Raw genomic sequence first — 15,486 nt, 5'->3', positions numbered from 1 at the left:
TAATAACAGAGCGCCATTATGACATAAAATTGAGAATGATTCTTATTTAATTATTTTTTACTCAAGGGTTAATTGCAGACAAATGCGTTGACCTTACGCCTCGGAAAAGCAGGAACGCCAGACAAAAACGCCAACCGCGAGGCCACGTGCGGCGGCCAACGGCGCTTTTCTACTGCATCAATCCAGCAATAGCAAAACTGAACACGATTATTTAATCTGAATCCCGGAAGCCTTAAGCCGGTCAAGTGATTCATTGCCCTTTTCCATTGCAAACTCCTTGAACTGCCGCCGAGAAGCGGAAGCTTTCACAATATTGCCTTCAATTAAAAGTTTGTTCTGCATCTGCTTATTGCTTAAGGCCTTTTGAGTTGCATTAAATAGCTTGTCTGCAATATCTTCAGGCAGTCCTTTGGGCGCCAGAAGTCCAAACCAGATTTGATAGGTAAATCCTGGCATGCCAGATTCATTTAATGAAGGCAAATCTGGGGCAATCGGTGATTTTTCAGGTGAAGTTACCCCCATCATCTTATATCTGCCGGCCTTGCCTAAAGGCAGCACAGATGCAGCTGTGCCAAAGGAATACTTGACTTGGCCCGACACAATGGCCGTCATCGAATCGGAACCGCCTTTAAATGGCACATGAAGAATATCTTCCCCCACCGCTTTTTCAAACATGAGACCTGCAATATGAGGAGATCCGCCAATCCCGGAAGATGAATAATTAAAATCATTTGGATTTTTTTTGATCAGATCCTTGAGTTCCCCCACAGTATTGGCGGGGATATCTTTATTGACAGCAAGTATCAGCGGAGAGGAAACAAGTTGACTGATCGGCGTGAAATCCTCTGGCGTATATTTAACCCTGTATAAAAACTGGTCGACCCCAAACGAATTTGCAGTGCCAATGCCAAGGGTATAGCCGTCCGATTTGGCACGCGCCAAGTTCGAAGTGGAAATTGTCCCACCTGCACCAGGCTTATTTTCTACAACAACAGTTTGTTTTAGCTGTTGACTTAATTGGTCGGCAAACAATCGGGCTGTCAGATCTGCAGCCCCGCCTGGCGGATAACCGACAAGCAATGTAATTGGCTTGTCTGGGTACTCTGCAAATGCCGTTGAGACGGCCAATAAGGGTAATGCTGCTAAAACTAATTTAAGCATTGATTCTGTCTTCATTTTTCCTCCAGGTATGAAACTTATTTGCCTTTGAATACAGGCTGTCTTTTTTCGGCCCAAGCCAACGCGCCTTCTTTGATATCTTCTGATTTGGCTGCAATAGAAATGTCATTCTTTAGCTCATCCAAATCAAGACAACCACGGGCAATTGTATTGAGGTGTTTTTTCATTCCAAGTAAAGCCAATGGGGCCATCTGATTCAGTCGATAGCTGAGTTCTCCTACCACTTTTTCCTGTTGGTCTATGTTGACCAAATGTGTCAGATACCCAATATTCAACATTTGCTCTGCGTCTATTTTCTCAGCAGTAAGAAACAGTCTTTTTGCAGCATTTAGTCCTAATCGAGTCACATAACGCTTAAGACCACGTTCATAAAAATGCAGGCCGAGTCTTGCTGCAGGCATGAACATATTTACGGATGGATTGCCAATTCTGAAATCACAAGACAATGCAAGGTCGGTTCCCCCACCATATACACCGCCATTAAGGACAGCGATTGTGACGGGCCTTGCGTCTTCCAGCATGTTTGTAACATCTTCAAAAGAATGTTTTCTTTCGCCAAATCCACGTAAATCATAGCCGCTGCAAAAATATTTACCGGTACTTCTAACCTGCAAAACCAATACGTCATCGTGTTGGTTAATAGTCTCTATATGTCTGGATAGTTCCAATAAATCATTGGAGTCCAGGCTATTGGCCTTATGTGCCTTATTGAGCGTGATAATGGCCAGATGACCGTTTATCTCTAGTGTCGGCCGGGTGATTCCCGTGTTTGTCATTGGATAACTCCGTTATTTTTCAGCGCAACAATTTCTTTGGCGTCATAGCCCATCTCACTCATGATTTCAGTCGTGTGCTCGCCGTTATCTGGGCCTGCATGATGAAAGTGATCGTCATGCGGAAAAGCAGACAAATTGATAGGTGAACGAACCAGATCTATATTTCCTAACACTGGATGTGAAGCAGGAATGACCATCTTTAAATATTTGGCTTGCGGATCTTCAAATGCTTGCCCAATGTTATATATGGGGCCACACGGAATCCCTGCCGGATTCAATGACTCAATCAATTCTGTGCTGGAAAATCTTTTGGTATTTTTTTCGATGATTGCATCCAGCGCTTGCCTGTTTTTTCGCCGCTTTTCAGGACTTGTAAATCTGTCATCTTTTGAGCTCTCAGGACAGCCAAGCTTTTCACAAAGCGTGACAAACATTCTGTCGGTGCTTGCTGCAATGTTCACTAGGCCATCTCTGGTATGGAAGGTTCCCATGGGTGACAGCGTTGGATGAAAGTTTCCTGTTGGTACTGGTATTTCCTTGTTGACGGTATACCTGGATCCCTGGAAATCCAGTTTACTCAACATGCCCTCCAGCAATGAGGTATGCACCCACTGCCCCTGACCCGTTATTTCTCTATGTAATAGGGCCAATAGAATGCCTTGACCCAGAAACATGCCTGAGGTTGTATCAGAAATTGCAATTCCTGTTCTGGTTGGACCTGATTCGAGATTTCCCGTGACCGACATCAGCCCGCTCATGCCCTGCAATATCTGATCTAAACCTGGCCTGTCTTTATAAGGACCGTCCTGACCGAATCCGGAAATGCTGGCCAGAATGATCTTGTCATTGACCTGTTTAAGTTGTTCATAGCTAATGCCTAATCGCTCCTTGACCTCGGCTCGGAAATTCTCAACAACGACATCGGCCTGTTTGACAAAGGTGTATAGAATCTCCCTGCCTTCTAGGCTTTTTAGATCAAGACAGATGCTTCTTTTGTTTCTATGCAGGTTCTGGCTATCCGAACCACGATTTTTACCGATGATGGAACCTCGATCTCGGCGCACAGGTGGCTCAATTCGGATAACCTTTGCCCCCCAATCGGCCAATAACCGAACGGCTACAGGACCAGCTCGAGCGACTGTAAGATCCAAAACAGTGAATTGGGATAAAGGTTTATCCTTTGAGTCCATAAATTTTAAAATTAGAAAGAATATTGAAAATGGGTTTATATATGTTCACGCCTTGCAAACCGTGGCGATACGGTACGGGCTAGTCTACGAAACTCTTTCTAATGAGTAAAATTGAATTATTTGATTTTTATATCAGTTTTTTTGATAACTTAATTTTTATTATTTTTGCATGCAAATCAATGTATTCATGAAGGCTTCTGCTGCTGGAGATAGACTCCTGCCTTTAATAGAGGCGAAACTGATTGTGCGAGACATCTTCGGTTCGATCAACTCCGAGCGCACGAGCATTTTGGTGAATTCGGATATGCAAGCATAACTCGGCACAATACAGACACCCTTAGCATAAGACGTGAGCGCCATGACAGTCTGCCAATGATGGGAAGCAATCGTTGGTCGAACGACACGCTTTGTTGCACTCAAAAACGCATGTTCTATCATCTTCCCGACACTGCTGCCTTGGTCAATTCCTATTATTTTTCTATTCGATAAGTCAGACCACCTCGCCGTCTCCGCTAATCCAACAGAAGGATGAGAAAGTGCGACCAGACGATCATCAAATAGCGGTTGCATTTGAATTTCGACCGCCCTTCCCTCGAACGTGCCTATCGCCAGATCAATCTCACGCCGCATCAGAAGTGTCACCAGGGTTTGTGTGGGCGCATCCTCCATACGGATAACAATACCTGGGTAAAGTTCACTAAATTTTGCAATCGCTTCTGCAACCAGCGTACTGCCCAGCAAGGGAGTGACCCCTATCGACAAAGTGCCATTAGACAGCTCGCCTAGCGACTGCAAATTAGTAATGTGCAAGTCCAAATCATCAAGCAGCCTTCCGATTGAGACTGAGAAAGACTCGCCGGCTGCTGTTGGGGTAACAAATTTAGTTGTTCGGTCGAATAATCTCAAGCCTACGACTTCTTCCGCCTCTCGAATCGTCATGCTCAGATTGGACTGTGTAGTGTGAAGATTTTTAGCCGCCACTGTAAAACTGCGTGCAGAAGCCAATTCGCGAATAGCCGTTAACTGTTTGATTGAAAGTTTAATCATGAGTAACCACCGTAACTTTATGCATGAGCTATTCTCGCATATGATAAAAATCATTGGGCCGGGTGACTCTCGCTTGCGTGCATACACATTGGTTTGTGCAAAGTTCTATTCTACGTCGTCCTGATATACCCAAACCCAGTCATCCAGATGATCCATATCCCCGCGCTGGACTTGTGGACGCAATTCCTATACACTACCCCCTGTATTACAGTTGACATAATAAAACTTGACTGTAATTGTCTGCGTATATGCAACAGCAGGTATTAGAACCATGCCAAAGCCACACACGGCTTGTTGCTGCAGAAACAGACCCATAAGGTTTATTCCAGGGGAAACTTTCCCGTCTTCAGGCTGCTTCGCAGCCCGGCATTTGCCGAACAACACGCCCAGTCTCTGACTGCGGAACAACCCGGCCGGTCCATATGACCGCCAGCGCATGCCCTGTCCAACTGGCCAGGGCTGACCACGACAATCGCAAGGTCGACCTGACAGGCAACGCTATCGGCTAACGCAGCCCGCAGCAAACGCATTGTCATTGGCATTCCGATGTCTATCCAATCCACCAGCGATTGCAATTGTGGTCACGTGTGCTCGATTCAACAGAGGCACCTTATTTGTGTTTCTTTCAGCCCTTGCGTCCGGATGCGCGAACTTCGGACCAGGGGACGGCTGCGTCCATGTCATTGCGCAGCCTTAACCAGGACGATAGAACGTATATGCAAGAACAAACCGCCTTTTACCAACTGTCTGGCACCACCGCATTGCTTTTGCTGGCCGGATTTTATGGCCTGACCTTTCTGATGTCGCTCATGATCGGCAAGAAAAAAGAAAACGTCGACAGCTACATGGTATCGAACAATGCAGTGGGCTTTGGCCTGTCGGCCGCCAGTATGATTGCCACCTGGATCTGGGCCGCCTCTTTTTATGCAAGTGCAACCTCGGGCTACCAATATGGCCTGTCCGGACCACTGCATTATGGCTTCTGGGGAGCGTTGATGATTCTGTTCATCTACCCCTATGGGCGTCGCTTCCGCGCCCTGGCCCCCAAAGCACACACCCTGGCTGAAGTCATGCACGCACGCCATGGAACATCCAGCCAGTTGATCATGGCCGTTTCCAATCTGCTGGGCAGCTGTATCAGCCTGATGGTGAACTTTACCGCTGCAGGCGCACTGGTTTCCGTGCTCAGTCCGCTATCGTTTATCCAGGGCGTACTCATTGCCGGGCTGGGCGTATTGTCTTATACGCTATGGTCCGGATTCAGGGCCTCGGTCATGACCGATTTTGCCCAACTGGTGGCAATGATTCTGGCAGCTATCGTTATCATTCCATTGATATTCTTTAACGCCGGCGGCACCGACATGCTCGTGGCCAATTGGGGCAACCTGTCTGCGGAACAATCCGATTTCTTTTCAACCAAAGCGATTCTGGAACAGGGAGCACCTTATTTCGTGGCTGTGCTTGCCTATGCCATTGGCAACCAGACAATCGCGCAACGCCTGTTTGCTGTTCGTGAAGATTTGATCAAGTCCACCTTCCTGACTGCCACTATCGGCTACGGTGCAGTGGTCATCGGGCTGGGCATGCTGGGTATGCTTGCGCTGTTCGTAGGCCTGACGCCGGCAGATGGCGATATGAACAATATCATTCCACAAATGGCCTCCACCTACCTGCCCCCATTTGGCATTGCGCTGTTTTTTATTCTGGTAGTTGGCTCCTTGTCTTCGACCGCAGACTCTGATCTGTCTGCCCTGTCGTCCATTATGATGACCGATATCTACGGCAAAAACATGGCACGCGGAACGCCGGATCCGAAGCGGATGCTGTGGTGGGGCCGGGCGACCATGATCGTTGCCACCATGATCGGCGTGGTGTTTGCCAGCCTGCGTCTTGATATTCTGGTTATGCTGGTCTTTGTCGGCGCCCTGTGGGGAGCCATCGTATTTCCAGTGATCGTGAGTTTTTACTGGGACAAGGTAACCAACAAGGCATTCACTACATCCGTAATATGCGCCGTTACCCTGTTTGCTGTAGCACGATTCGAGCTGCTTCCTTTGGAAGGCATCGTCGCCATATTCTTCGAGTTATTTGCCTCGGTAGGACTGGGTGTTGTCCTGGGCCTGATGACATTTGCGTTTTTCAATCGCAAGATCGCCATTTTTGTTGCCATAGCGGCGGTGATCATCGCCGTTCCCAATGCAGTGGGCTTCCTGCGAGACTACCCGGTACTGCTCAGCTCGTTGACCTCTTATGGCATTAGTGCAGTGGTATGCATCGCCATGAGCTGGAATAACAGTGAACGCTTCGATTTCGCCCTGCTTGCCGAACGCGTTACGTCATTCCAGAAAAGCGCTGATACCGACAAAGAAACATCAACAGACGTAGACGGCGATGTAGCGCCGGCACGTGCCTGAAAGAGAGAAAATTATGAATGAAATATTACTTACCGCATATATCCTTATCTGGCCGGTTATTTCGGCTGCCGTTCTACTGGTGCTGATTGTTGCACTGGTACGCGATTTGCGAGATGCCAGCAAAAACGACAGCGAGATGATTTAAACAAACCGGCGCCGCAGCTCGCCCAACAGGTAAGCTGCGGCGCGGTGGGTATGTGTACGGGCATCTGGTCGACAAACGACGCGCACAGCACCCACTGCCAGTGACGCCAATTAGCTAATGATAATTATTCGCATTTCTCATTTCCGCACACTTTCTATGGTTTATCCCGATCGCGGCGCAAGGTCCGATATAATCTAGCCATCACTGGGGAGTAGCCGCTCATTTCCTGAGGTTTACGTCAACATACTTGATGCTTGCATCATGGCGTAGACAGCGATATCGCCTGGCAAGACCTTTGATCACTTTTTTCCGTTCTGGCCGGAGAAAAAAGTGATCATTCGTCTATTGTCCGGTCGCGGTATTGATTCATGCAAACCCTTCTGCTTTCCACCGGTGTGGTTACGCTGGCCGAAATCGGCGATAAAACGCAATTGCTTGCCTTCATCCTGGCAACCCGATTCAAAAAACCCATCCCCATTATTCTTGGCATCCTGTGTGCCACTATCGTCAACCACGCACTTGCCGGTGCCGTGGGCGCCTGGATTACCACCGCCATCAGCCCGCAAGCACTGCGCTGGATACTGGGCATTTCTTTTATTGCCATGGCTGCATGGACAATGATCCCCGATAAAATAGATGAAGATGAAGCGCCGTTAGGCAAAAAATTCGGCGTCTTTGGCGCAACCCTGGTGACCTTTTTCCTGGCCGAAATGGGCGATAAAACACAATTGGCCACCGTCGCACTGGCGGCCAAAAGCGCCTTTCCGATTGAAGTGGTCATCGGCACAACCCTGGGCATGATGATTGCAGACGTCCCTGCGGTCATCCTGGGCAAACAGCTGGGTCAGCGCGTATCCATGAAGCTGGTACACACGATCGCGGCCTGTATTTTCCTGGTGCTGGGTATTGCCACTCTGCTTGGCGCCGGGTCTGGCTGGGGGTTCTGATTCTGTTGTTCAGACGGCATATTTTGCGTTATAAGCAGTAGATGCTAAGATTGTGGCAGACCTGTGGTGACAAGCCGCGAGCACGAATCAGATTGACCTGACCCGTGCCTGCCTCAATTGCGTCTGCAATGGCGTCGCTTCAGGCGCGCATCTAACCAAGCATGAAAAGACAATAAACAGAGCGGAACGTGGACGTCTGCGTTGCGCTACGCCAATGCAGCCGATGTTGCCCCGTTTACTTTTTACTTTATTGATACGACCGGAGTGCAGTCATGGCCAATTCTGGAAAATCCGCAACCGTGGCACCCAAACCAAAAACACGACCGGCGCGCGCAACGGAACCCGTAGAAGGTGCCACGTCGGCATCAAAACACGTTGTTTTGCTTTCAGGCGGCAATCCCCAGATTCCCAAAGCATATGGCGATGCGCCCGTGCAGGCATATATAAAGGCCATGCCCGGGTGGAAAAGCCAGATCGGACGCCAGCTCGATACCCTTATCGAACACATCGTACCCGGCGTCAAAAAGGCTGTGAAGTGGAACTCGCCCTTTTATGGCGCCAACGACGATGGGTGGTTCCTGAGCCTGCATTGCTTTACGAAATACATCAAGGTCACTTTTTTCCGCGGCACCTCGTTGCGGCCCATTCCGCCAGGAGAATCCAAGCATAAAGAGGTGCGATATCTGGATATTCGGGAAGGCGAATTTGACGAGCAGCAGATCAGCGACTGGGTGAGGCAAGCCAGCCAACTGCCGGGAGAGAAACTGTAGACGCTACGCGTGTAGCGACCGTTCAGCCTTGGCACGGGTGAAAAAGCGCGTTCAAAATCCGCCATCCACTGCAGTCCGACGCCGCCCGGACATTAATTCGAAGCACTCATGCGGCGTGGCGAGAGCACCCTCCCTGGACGCAAAGCACCTGTCTGCTGTCCATCCCAGACCCTGACACCGTTTACCCAGACCGCCTCGATGCCTTTGCTGGCCCTGATCGGGTTTTCAAACGTCGCCCTATCGGCAACGCTATCCGGATCAAACATAATAAGATCCGCGAAGTAACCTTCGCGTATCAGACCTCGCTCCTGCAAACCGTAATTTTCAGCTGCAAGGCCTGTCATTCGGTGAATCGCATCTGGAAGTGTCAGCAATTTGCGCTCCCGTACCATCGTGCGCAACACGTTAGTAAACGTCCCCCACTGCCTGGGGTGAGGATGTGAGTCAAAGGGCAGCCCATCCGAGCCCACCATTGTCATGGGAAACTTGAAAATCCGACACACATCTTCTTCGTCCATGAGAAAGTAGATAGCGCCTGCCGGGCTCAATCGCTCGAACGTCTCTTGCTCATCCAATTGCCACTCGTGCATGATTTGACTGAAGTCCCTGCCGGCGACTTCCGGATGATTCAGACACCATGTAATCATGGTGCGACGCGAGATACGCACCCGATCCAGGCGTAACATTGTCGAGGTAGCAGGATAAGGGTGACAATCCAGGCAAACCGGCTGCAGCTGCGCAGCCTCAGCGATCATCTTCAGGGTTTCGCGTGACCGTCCGTGATTTTTCTCACCGGCCAGTTTATGATGCGAAAAAACGACCCGACAACCAATCGCTCTGCCGATGTCCAGCGCCTCCTGCATCGCCATAACGATTTGGTCGGCCTCGTCTCGCAGATGAGTTGCATATATGCCGCCTTGCTCTTTCATGGGCAAACACACATCGATAATTTCGTCTGTGGTTGCTGCCGCAGCTGGAGGATAGAAAGTGCCGGTAGATACGCCGAATGCTCCCGCCTCCAGGGCCTCTTGCAGCAATTGACGCATGGCCTGCCGCTCGGCAGGTGACGCAGCACGCGAGGTGTCGTTCATCACCCCAACCCGTAGCGTAGTATGACCCACCAACGGTATAACGTTAACGGCTGCTGGAGCGGCACGCAGCGCTTCAATCCAGGACTGGAAAGTGGCAAAGCGAAAAAGATCCATCGGCCCCAGCAAGTCTAGCGGTTGTGGCACAGCCTTGCTGACCAGGGGCGCCAGGCTGATCCCGCAATTTCCCGTTACCACTGTAGTAATGCCTTGCGATACCTTTGGCAACATGTCGGGATGCGCCAATAAATACCCGTCATCATGAGTGTGCGAGTCGATAAAACCGGGTGCGATCATGTACCCCGTGGCATCAACCACCGACACATCCGAAGGATACTGAAAGTGGCCCAGGCGAACAATGCGCTCACCAGAGAGGCCGATATCGGCTTCAAACGGCTCGCTTCCGCTTCCGTCGATCAGTGTTGCTCCCACGATTACGGTGTCTATTTGCATTTGGCTTTCCTGCTTATGGCGTTCCTGGCTCAATTGAGTTTCTCAATGCCCGCTGTCTCGATAATCTGGCGCCACTTGCTGGTTTCCGAATCAATAAGGCGGGTAAATTGCTCTGGAGAGCCCCCCACCGGCTCCGCGCCCAATGCAGCAAGCCCCTTGAGCACCTCGGGCGCACGCAGTGCGTTGTCCAGTGCCTTATTCAAGGCCTGAATAATGTCGGCTGGCGTGCCTTTTGGTGCAACCACTCCGCCCCAGGCAATGGTTTCATACCCCTTGACGCCGGCCTCATCCAGCGTAGGTACCTCGGGTAATAGTTCCAAGCGTTTCAGGCTACTTACGCCCAACGCCCGGACTTTACCGCTCTTGATCATCGGCAGCGCCTCAGACGAGTTGGTGAACATAAAATCCAGTCGTCCACCGACAAGATCCTGCAATGCCGCTGGCCCTCCTGTATAGGGAATAAACTGCACTTCAATCTTTGCCAGGCTTTTGAGCAATTCGCCCCCCATATGCCCGGTAGTACCCACACCCGAGGCGCCATAAGATAACTTGTTTGGCGCCTTGCGGGCTTTTTCTATCAAATCGGTAACGCTTTTTACCGGGGAATCTGCAGGTACAATCAATACATTGTATAAGTTAAACAGATGTATAACGGGCGCAAAGTCAGCTTGCACATCGTAGTTAAGCGTATTGAACAAAGAACGGTTCACTGCCAGCGTATTGATATTGCCATAGCCAATGGTATAGCCATCCGCTGCAGCACGCTTTAACTGAACCATGCCAATGCTACCCGCAGCGCCAGGGCGGTTTTCAACGACAAATGTCGCATTCATCTCTTGCGAAACCTCGTTCATTACCAGGCGGGACAGCACGTCTGGCGATCCTCCCGCAGCAGAAGGCAAGACGAATGAAACGGGTTTTTGAGGCCACTGTCCCGTTTCGGCGTGAGCCAACGCCATCAGGCAAGAGGATGCGGACAACATGATTAGGGCCAACACCTGCGGGATAATTCGAAACATAGCGGTCTCCTGTTTGCATTTTATGCAGTGTCGTCTAGATTAGCACCGACACATAACAACCTCCTTATCGAAAAATATTGCCAAGCTATAATCCGACGTTATCGATAAAGACTGGAAGCCGCATGGAAAATGACGATTTTTCTGACTATATGGGTGCCGATGCCGGCCATGCCAGGCCACCGCTAAGTCTTCGGCAAATCGAGGTCTTTCGCACCATTATGGTTGCCGGCTCGATCAGTAACGCCGGCCGGGCACTACACGTGTCCCAGCCTGCCATCAGCAGAGTGCTGGCCCTGACGGAAAGCAGACTTGGCTACCTGCTTTTTGAGCGATCTCGCAATGGACTGCACCCGACCCCCGAAGCAAGACGTTTATACACGCAAGTCGAAGAAGTCTATAACACTGTGCAGCGAGTAAATAGTCTTGCTGCATCCCTGGGCAACGATGGATCAGGCCAACTGAAAATTATCTCAAGCGCCACTTTTGGTCAAAAACTGATTCCTCAGGCACTGGCATACTTCAGAGCCAGCAACCAAACCGCCAACGTAGACCATCGCAATGTTACATTCGATGAGCAGGTCGCCTATTTTCTGAGCGGGCAGGCAGATATCGGCATTTCGATGAACGCATCAGATCATCCGCATTTGAGCTCAGTGAAAATTGGCGAGCAACCAATTGTCTGTATCGTTCCAAAAGACCACCTGCTTGCCAGTCGTGAAGTTATTACGCCAAATGATTTTACGAACGCGGCCTGGATAGGCTATCCGCAAAACACGCCACTGGCCAGTGCGTTGTTGAACTTCTTTGGAGAGCGTGGCGCCAACTGTCCTGCAGCAATAGAGGTACGCTCCCCCGTCAGCGCCTACGCCTTCGTCCTGCAGGGCCTGGGGCCGGCTCTGGTAGACCGCAGTTGCCTGCCCGGCGAGAACGAAGCCATTATTATCAAGCCGATATCGCCCGCTGCCACGATAGAAATCTGGGTGACCCGGTCCAACCTGAGTCCATTGCCCTTACTGGCTCGCCGCTTCGTTGCCGCTCTAAAGAAAACCTTGGCACAGCAATAACGCCGGTTTCGATATCAAATTTTATCTATAGCCCATAACCTGTGACTATCGACGTTGACGCCGGCCTTTGTGCACCCGCTTGCACCCACGCCAATAGGGGCAAGACTCTCACCCATCCGGCAGTCGCATTTGCACGGTACAGGCTGCCGACACAAGCCCTATTTACGACAACCGCAATACGATGGCATGATTCACTTCATCATCTATAGTGGACACATATATCTTGAAAACGCACCCTACTCGTACCCTTGGAATCGCTGTTGCCCAGCTCGGTGGCATCAACCTTGACGATACTCGGCAATCGGTCGTCAACCGCCTGATTGAAATGCTCAAAGAAGCACATGGGCGTGGTGCGAACCTGATTGTTTTCCCGGAGCTGGCATTAACCACCTTTTTTCCACGTTACTGGATGGACGAAAAGGAAGCGCAAGCGCGTTTTTTTGAACAAAGCATGCCTAATCCTGCCGTACAACCTCTGTTTGATGAAGCCAGAAAGCGCAAGATGGCATTTTATCTAGGCTATGCAGAACTCACACCGGAAGGTACTCCCTACAATAGCGCGATACTGGTCAATGAAAAAGGGGAAATAGTTGGCAAATATAGGAAAATTCATTTGCCTGGGCACGATGATCACAAAAAGGATGCTCCGTTTCAACATTTGGAAAAAAAATTCTTCCGGGTTGGCGACAAGACATTTGGTGTTTGGGAGGCCATGGGCAGCAATATTGGAATGTGTTTATGCAATGACCGCCGCTGGTCCGAAACGTGGCGCGTCATGGCGCTGCAAAACGCCGAGGTCATCGTACTAGGGTACAACACGCCCTCGCAGAATATCCATTGGCCGGAACCGGTTCATCTGCGAATGCACCATCATTTGATTACATTGCAGGCCAGCGCATATCAAAACAGCGTGTGGGCTGCGGCGGCTGCCAAATGTGGGTCGGAGGACGGTCATCACATGATTGGCGGATCCGTGATCGTTGCACCCACAGGCGAGATCGTTGCACAAGCGAGCACCGAAGAAGACGAGGTAATCACCGTTAAAGCGGACCTGGCGCTGGCAGACGCATTTCGCAAAAATGTGTTCAATTTTGAAAGCCACCGCCGGCCCGAACTTTACGGACTGATTACGCAAAGAACCGGCCGCGGCACGCCGCTTTAAGCAATCCGAAACCAACTGGGCAACACGACCCTGCCAGGATACGAACACAGACGGCCACAAAACCGTCTGTGTCGTTGCCTGCACTGCTGCTGCGTTATGCCGGCCCGGCTGACGCCATTTTCTTGCGTCGCGCCAGCCAGCTTCCGACCAATGCGACCAGCAAGGCGCCACCGACTTCAACGGCGATCTTGACGCCACCGGTAACTTCGCCGAAACGCTCCAGAACAACCTGGTCACTTACCAGCATGCCACCTGCGATCCAGCCCAGCAATGCAGCGCCGAATAACACCACCCCTGGATAATGATCAATGAGTTTCAAGACAAGCGTACTGCCCCAGATAATGATGGGTACGCTGATAATCAGACCCGCAATAACCAGCCCTGTCTGATGATCTGCATGCGCACCCTGCGCCGCGCCGGCAATCGCAATGACGTTATCCAGACTCATGACAAAGTCCGCAATAATAATCGTCTTGACTGCAGACCAGACCGACGAGCCGCCATCGATCTTGTCATGCGCATCATCATCCGGAATAAGCAGTTTGATCCCGATCCAGATGAGCAGCAGGCCGCCCACAATCTTGAGATACGGAATCGTCAGTAGTGTCAATGCAAAAGTAATGAGCACGACCCGAAGAATGATCGCACCGGCAGTGCCCCACAAAATTCCCTGCATGCGCTGCTTTTTTGGCAAGTTACGGCAGGCCAGCGCAATTACCACTGCATTGTCACCACCCAACAGGACATCAATCATGATAATTTGAAATACTGCTGTCCAGCTCAGAGTCTGAAAAAATTCAAGCATAAGTTCACCCAGAATCCATTAATATAAAAATTCGAATTGAATATGGATCGGCCCGTTCTGGTTGCACGACAGGGTGACGTGCGACCAGCCAATACAGAAAGTATCGGCATAAACGAAAATGGCCTGATCCGTAAAGGACACAGGCCATTTATTCTTAATCAGGATTTATGGACCTTGCCCTTTCGTGGCAAGGTCTTGCTTACAACACCAGGTGTGTTGCCCGGGCACCGGGCGTCATGTATATACATGACAGCCGTAATGACGATGCGGCGGCGGAAAGCTACTCCCCTTGATCGAATAAGTATATCTTTTGAGATAATTCTGTCAAGTAGGGTCGTTACGTATTGCCCCCAGGAAGCACGCGCCCTGCTGTTTGCGAAAAATCGAATGATTCCTATTTTTCATGACTGATTCCCATCTGCCGAATCAGCTTAGTGTATTTTTCCGATTCAGCCTTCGCAAAGGCGGCAAAGGCTTTGGCCCCCATGAAGTGAGGCGGTGTATCCAGGGGCTGGACATCGGCTTTATAGCCCTCGCTGTTCACCGCTTTTTCGCATGCAGCTTCAAGTTTCGCGACAATTTCCTGTGGCAGCCCCTTGGGCGCGATCAGTCCGCCCCAGATGGTTGCCTGGATCGGCCATCCTCCCTCCTTGGTTGTAGCCACCTGTGGGCTGGACTCGAGCCGTTGATCGGAAAAAATGCCCAGCGGACGCAACTTGTATTGCTTGGCCACGGTTGTGGTATCGCTGATCACCATCACCTGTTTTCCCAGCAGCCCGGTCACCATTTCTGCAGAGCTTTTATAGGGCACATGCAGTGCAGTTGAGTTTGCCTGCTTCATGAGCATTTCCATGGCAATATGCAGTAACGTGCCGGTGCCGGACGTGCCGTAAGTCAGTTGCCTCGGATTGTCCCTGGAGAATGCGACAACATCCTGCATGTTTTTGAATGCTGAGTCCTGGGGCACCATCATCATCAGTGGTACCGAATAGGTTCCGCAGATATGATCAAAATCCTGATATGTGTAGCCGGTCTTGCGCATGCCAGGTTGCAATACTTCCGGGCCGATGACTGACAAACCAAGGGTATAGCCATCCGGCTTGGCCCGCTTAAGTTGCATCATGCCGATTGCACCACCTGCACCGCCCTTGTTGTCGATAATGAGATTGCCACCCATTGCCTGGCGCAGGTGTTTTGCCAGAATCCGGGCCATGATGTCAGAGGTGCCACCCGGGCCGAACGGCACCAGAATGGTCACCGGGTTTTCCGGATAGGCATCCTGGGCTGTGGCGTTCGTGCTCAGGACGGATGTAGCGACCAAGAGCATTGCATATTTGATAAGCTTTTTCCGATTCGATGTCGTAATGCCAAATATCATATTTGTCTCCTTCATTGTTCAAGTGCTACTTGTCCGCCAACGATGACGA

The 15,486-nt window shown here is 50.6% G+C and carries 14 protein-coding genes and 1 riboswitch; of the genes, 6 read left to right on the top strand and 8 right to left on the bottom strand.

Annotated elements, in window-relative coordinates:
* Positions 1-207: 207 nt before the first annotated feature.
* The 4 genes from EV681_RS01260 to EV681_RS01245 form a co-directional block, all read right to left on the bottom strand.
* Positions 208-1,176 (bottom strand): Bug family tripartite tricarboxylate transporter substrate binding protein, encoded by a 969-nt coding sequence (locus EV681_RS01260; protein WP_128393558.1) that lies wholly within the window; start codon positions 1,174-1,176, stop codon positions 208-210.
* 20 nt (positions 1,177-1,196) lie between these two features.
* Positions 1,197-1,955: an enoyl-CoA hydratase/isomerase family protein gene (locus tag EV681_RS01255; RefSeq protein ID WP_130303132.1), complete on the bottom strand. Its 759-nt coding sequence runs from the start codon at positions 1,953-1,955 to the stop codon at positions 1,197-1,199.
* Positions 1,952-3,145, bottom strand: a complete 1,194-nt coding sequence (locus tag EV681_RS01250) for a CaiB/BaiF CoA transferase family protein (protein ID WP_130303131.1) — start codon at positions 3,143-3,145, stop codon at positions 1,952-1,954. The genes EV681_RS01255 and EV681_RS01250 overlap by 4 nt, the downstream gene beginning before the upstream one ends.
* A 159-nt stretch (positions 3,146-3,304) precedes the next feature.
* Entirely contained in the window at positions 3,305-4,192 is an 888-nt protein-coding gene (locus EV681_RS01245; RefSeq protein WP_165392905.1) for a LysR family transcriptional regulator, read from the bottom strand.
* Between the two features lie 677 nt (positions 4,193-4,869).
* Here EV681_RS01245 and EV681_RS01240 point away from each other — a divergent pair.
* From EV681_RS01240 to EV681_RS01225, 4 genes are all read left to right on the top strand, one after another.
* The gene (locus tag EV681_RS01240; RefSeq protein WP_130303129.1) at positions 4,870-6,606 is read left to right on the top strand and encodes a sodium:solute symporter family protein; all 1,737 of its coding nucleotides are present in this window, start codon (positions 4,870-4,872) and stop codon (positions 6,604-6,606) included.
* Positions 6,607-6,628: 22 nt separating this feature from the next.
* Positions 6,629-6,751, top strand: coding sequence for a putative transporter small subunit (locus EV681_RS22660; protein ID WP_128393985.1), 123 nt, complete (start codon positions 6,629-6,631; stop codon positions 6,749-6,751).
* A gap of 194 nt (positions 6,752-6,945) precedes the next feature.
* Positions 6,946-7,118: riboswitch (yybP-ykoY riboswitch) on the top strand.
* 1 nt (position 7,119) lies between these two features.
* Positions 7,120-7,698, top strand: coding sequence for a TMEM165/GDT1 family protein (locus EV681_RS01230; RefSeq protein WP_128393553.1), 579 nt, complete (start codon positions 7,120-7,122; stop codon positions 7,696-7,698).
* A 272-nt stretch (positions 7,699-7,970) separates the two neighbouring features.
* Positions 7,971-8,468 (top strand): DUF1801 domain-containing protein, encoded by a 498-nt coding sequence (locus tag EV681_RS01225; protein ID WP_130303128.1) that lies wholly within the window; start codon positions 7,971-7,973, stop codon positions 8,466-8,468.
* A gap of 92 nt (positions 8,469-8,560) precedes the next feature.
* Here the strand turns inward: EV681_RS01225 and EV681_RS01220 are convergent, their stop codons facing one another.
* Together EV681_RS01220 and EV681_RS01215 are read right to left on the bottom strand one after the other, a co-directional pair.
* Positions 8,561-10,009, bottom strand: a complete 1,449-nt coding sequence (locus EV681_RS01220; protein WP_130303127.1) for an N-acyl-D-amino-acid deacylase family protein — start codon at positions 10,007-10,009, stop codon at positions 8,561-8,563.
* Positions 10,010-10,038: 29 nt separating this feature from the next.
* Entirely contained in the window at positions 10,039-11,028 is a 990-nt protein-coding gene (locus tag EV681_RS01215) for a Bug family tripartite tricarboxylate transporter substrate binding protein (RefSeq protein WP_130303126.1), read from the bottom strand.
* A 122-nt stretch (positions 11,029-11,150) separates the two neighbouring features.
* Between EV681_RS01215 and EV681_RS01210 the strand changes: the two genes are divergently transcribed.
* The gene (locus EV681_RS01210; protein WP_130303125.1) at positions 11,151-12,092 is read left to right on the top strand and encodes a LysR family transcriptional regulator; all 942 of its coding nucleotides are present in this window, start codon (positions 11,151-11,153) and stop codon (positions 12,090-12,092) included.
* A 223-nt stretch (positions 12,093-12,315) separates the two neighbouring features.
* Positions 12,316-13,254, top strand: coding sequence for an N-carbamoyl-D-amino-acid hydrolase (locus EV681_RS01205; RefSeq protein ID WP_207226985.1), 939 nt, complete (start codon positions 12,316-12,318; stop codon positions 13,252-13,254).
* Positions 13,255-13,348: 94 nt separating this feature from the next.
* Here EV681_RS01205 and EV681_RS01200 read toward each other — a convergent pair whose 3' ends face one another.
* Positions 13,349-14,059 (bottom strand): TerC family protein, encoded by a 711-nt coding sequence (locus tag EV681_RS01200; RefSeq protein ID WP_130303124.1) that lies wholly within the window; start codon positions 14,057-14,059, stop codon positions 13,349-13,351.
* Between the two features lie 394 nt (positions 14,060-14,453).
* Complete coding sequence (locus tag EV681_RS01195) at positions 14,454-15,437, bottom strand: tripartite tricarboxylate transporter substrate binding protein (RefSeq protein WP_165392904.1); 984 nt, start codon at positions 15,435-15,437, stop codon at positions 14,454-14,456.
* Positions 15,438-15,486: the final 49 nt, after the last annotated feature.

Source organism: Advenella incenata (assembly GCF_004217095.1).
GTDB classification, from domain to species: domain Bacteria; phylum Pseudomonadota; class Gammaproteobacteria; order Burkholderiales; family Burkholderiaceae_B; genus Advenella; species Advenella incenata.
This window is presented reverse-complemented; position numbering and strand designations above follow the sequence as displayed.

Coding starts and splice junctions, on each gene's coding strand:
- EV681_RS01260 (WP_128393558.1), bottom strand. CDS start 1,176: ATGAAGACAGAATCAATGCTTAAATTAGTTTTAGCAGCATTACCCTTA.
- EV681_RS01255 (WP_130303132.1), bottom strand. CDS start 1,955: ATGACAAACACGGGAATCACCCGGCCGACACTAGAGATAAACGGTCAT.
- EV681_RS01250 (WP_130303131.1), bottom strand. CDS start 3,145: ATGGACTCAAAGGATAAACCTTTATCCCAATTCACTGTTTTGGATCTT.
- EV681_RS01245 (WP_165392905.1), bottom strand. CDS start 4,192: ATGATTAAACTTTCAATCAAACAGTTAACGGCTATTCGCGAATTGGCT.
- EV681_RS01240 (WP_130303129.1), top strand. CDS start 4,870: ATGTCATTGCGCAGCCTTAACCAGGACGATAGAACGTATATGCAAGAA.
- EV681_RS01230 (WP_128393553.1), top strand. CDS start 7,120: ATGCAAACCCTTCTGCTTTCCACCGGTGTGGTTACGCTGGCCGAAATC.
- EV681_RS01225 (WP_130303128.1), top strand. CDS start 7,971: ATGGCCAATTCTGGAAAATCCGCAACCGTGGCACCCAAACCAAAAACA.
- EV681_RS01220 (WP_130303127.1), bottom strand. CDS start 10,009: ATGCAAATAGACACCGTAATCGTGGGAGCAACACTGATCGACGGAAGC.
- EV681_RS01215 (WP_130303126.1), bottom strand. CDS start 11,028: ATGTTTCGAATTATCCCGCAGGTGTTGGCCCTAATCATGTTGTCCGCA.
- EV681_RS01210 (WP_130303125.1), top strand. CDS start 11,151: ATGGAAAATGACGATTTTTCTGACTATATGGGTGCCGATGCCGGCCAT.
- EV681_RS01200 (WP_130303124.1), bottom strand. CDS start 14,059: ATGCTTGAATTTTTTCAGACTCTGAGCTGGACAGCAGTATTTCAAATT.
- EV681_RS01195 (WP_165392904.1), bottom strand. CDS start 15,437: ATGATATTTGGCATTACGACATCGAATCGGAAAAAGCTTATCAAATAT.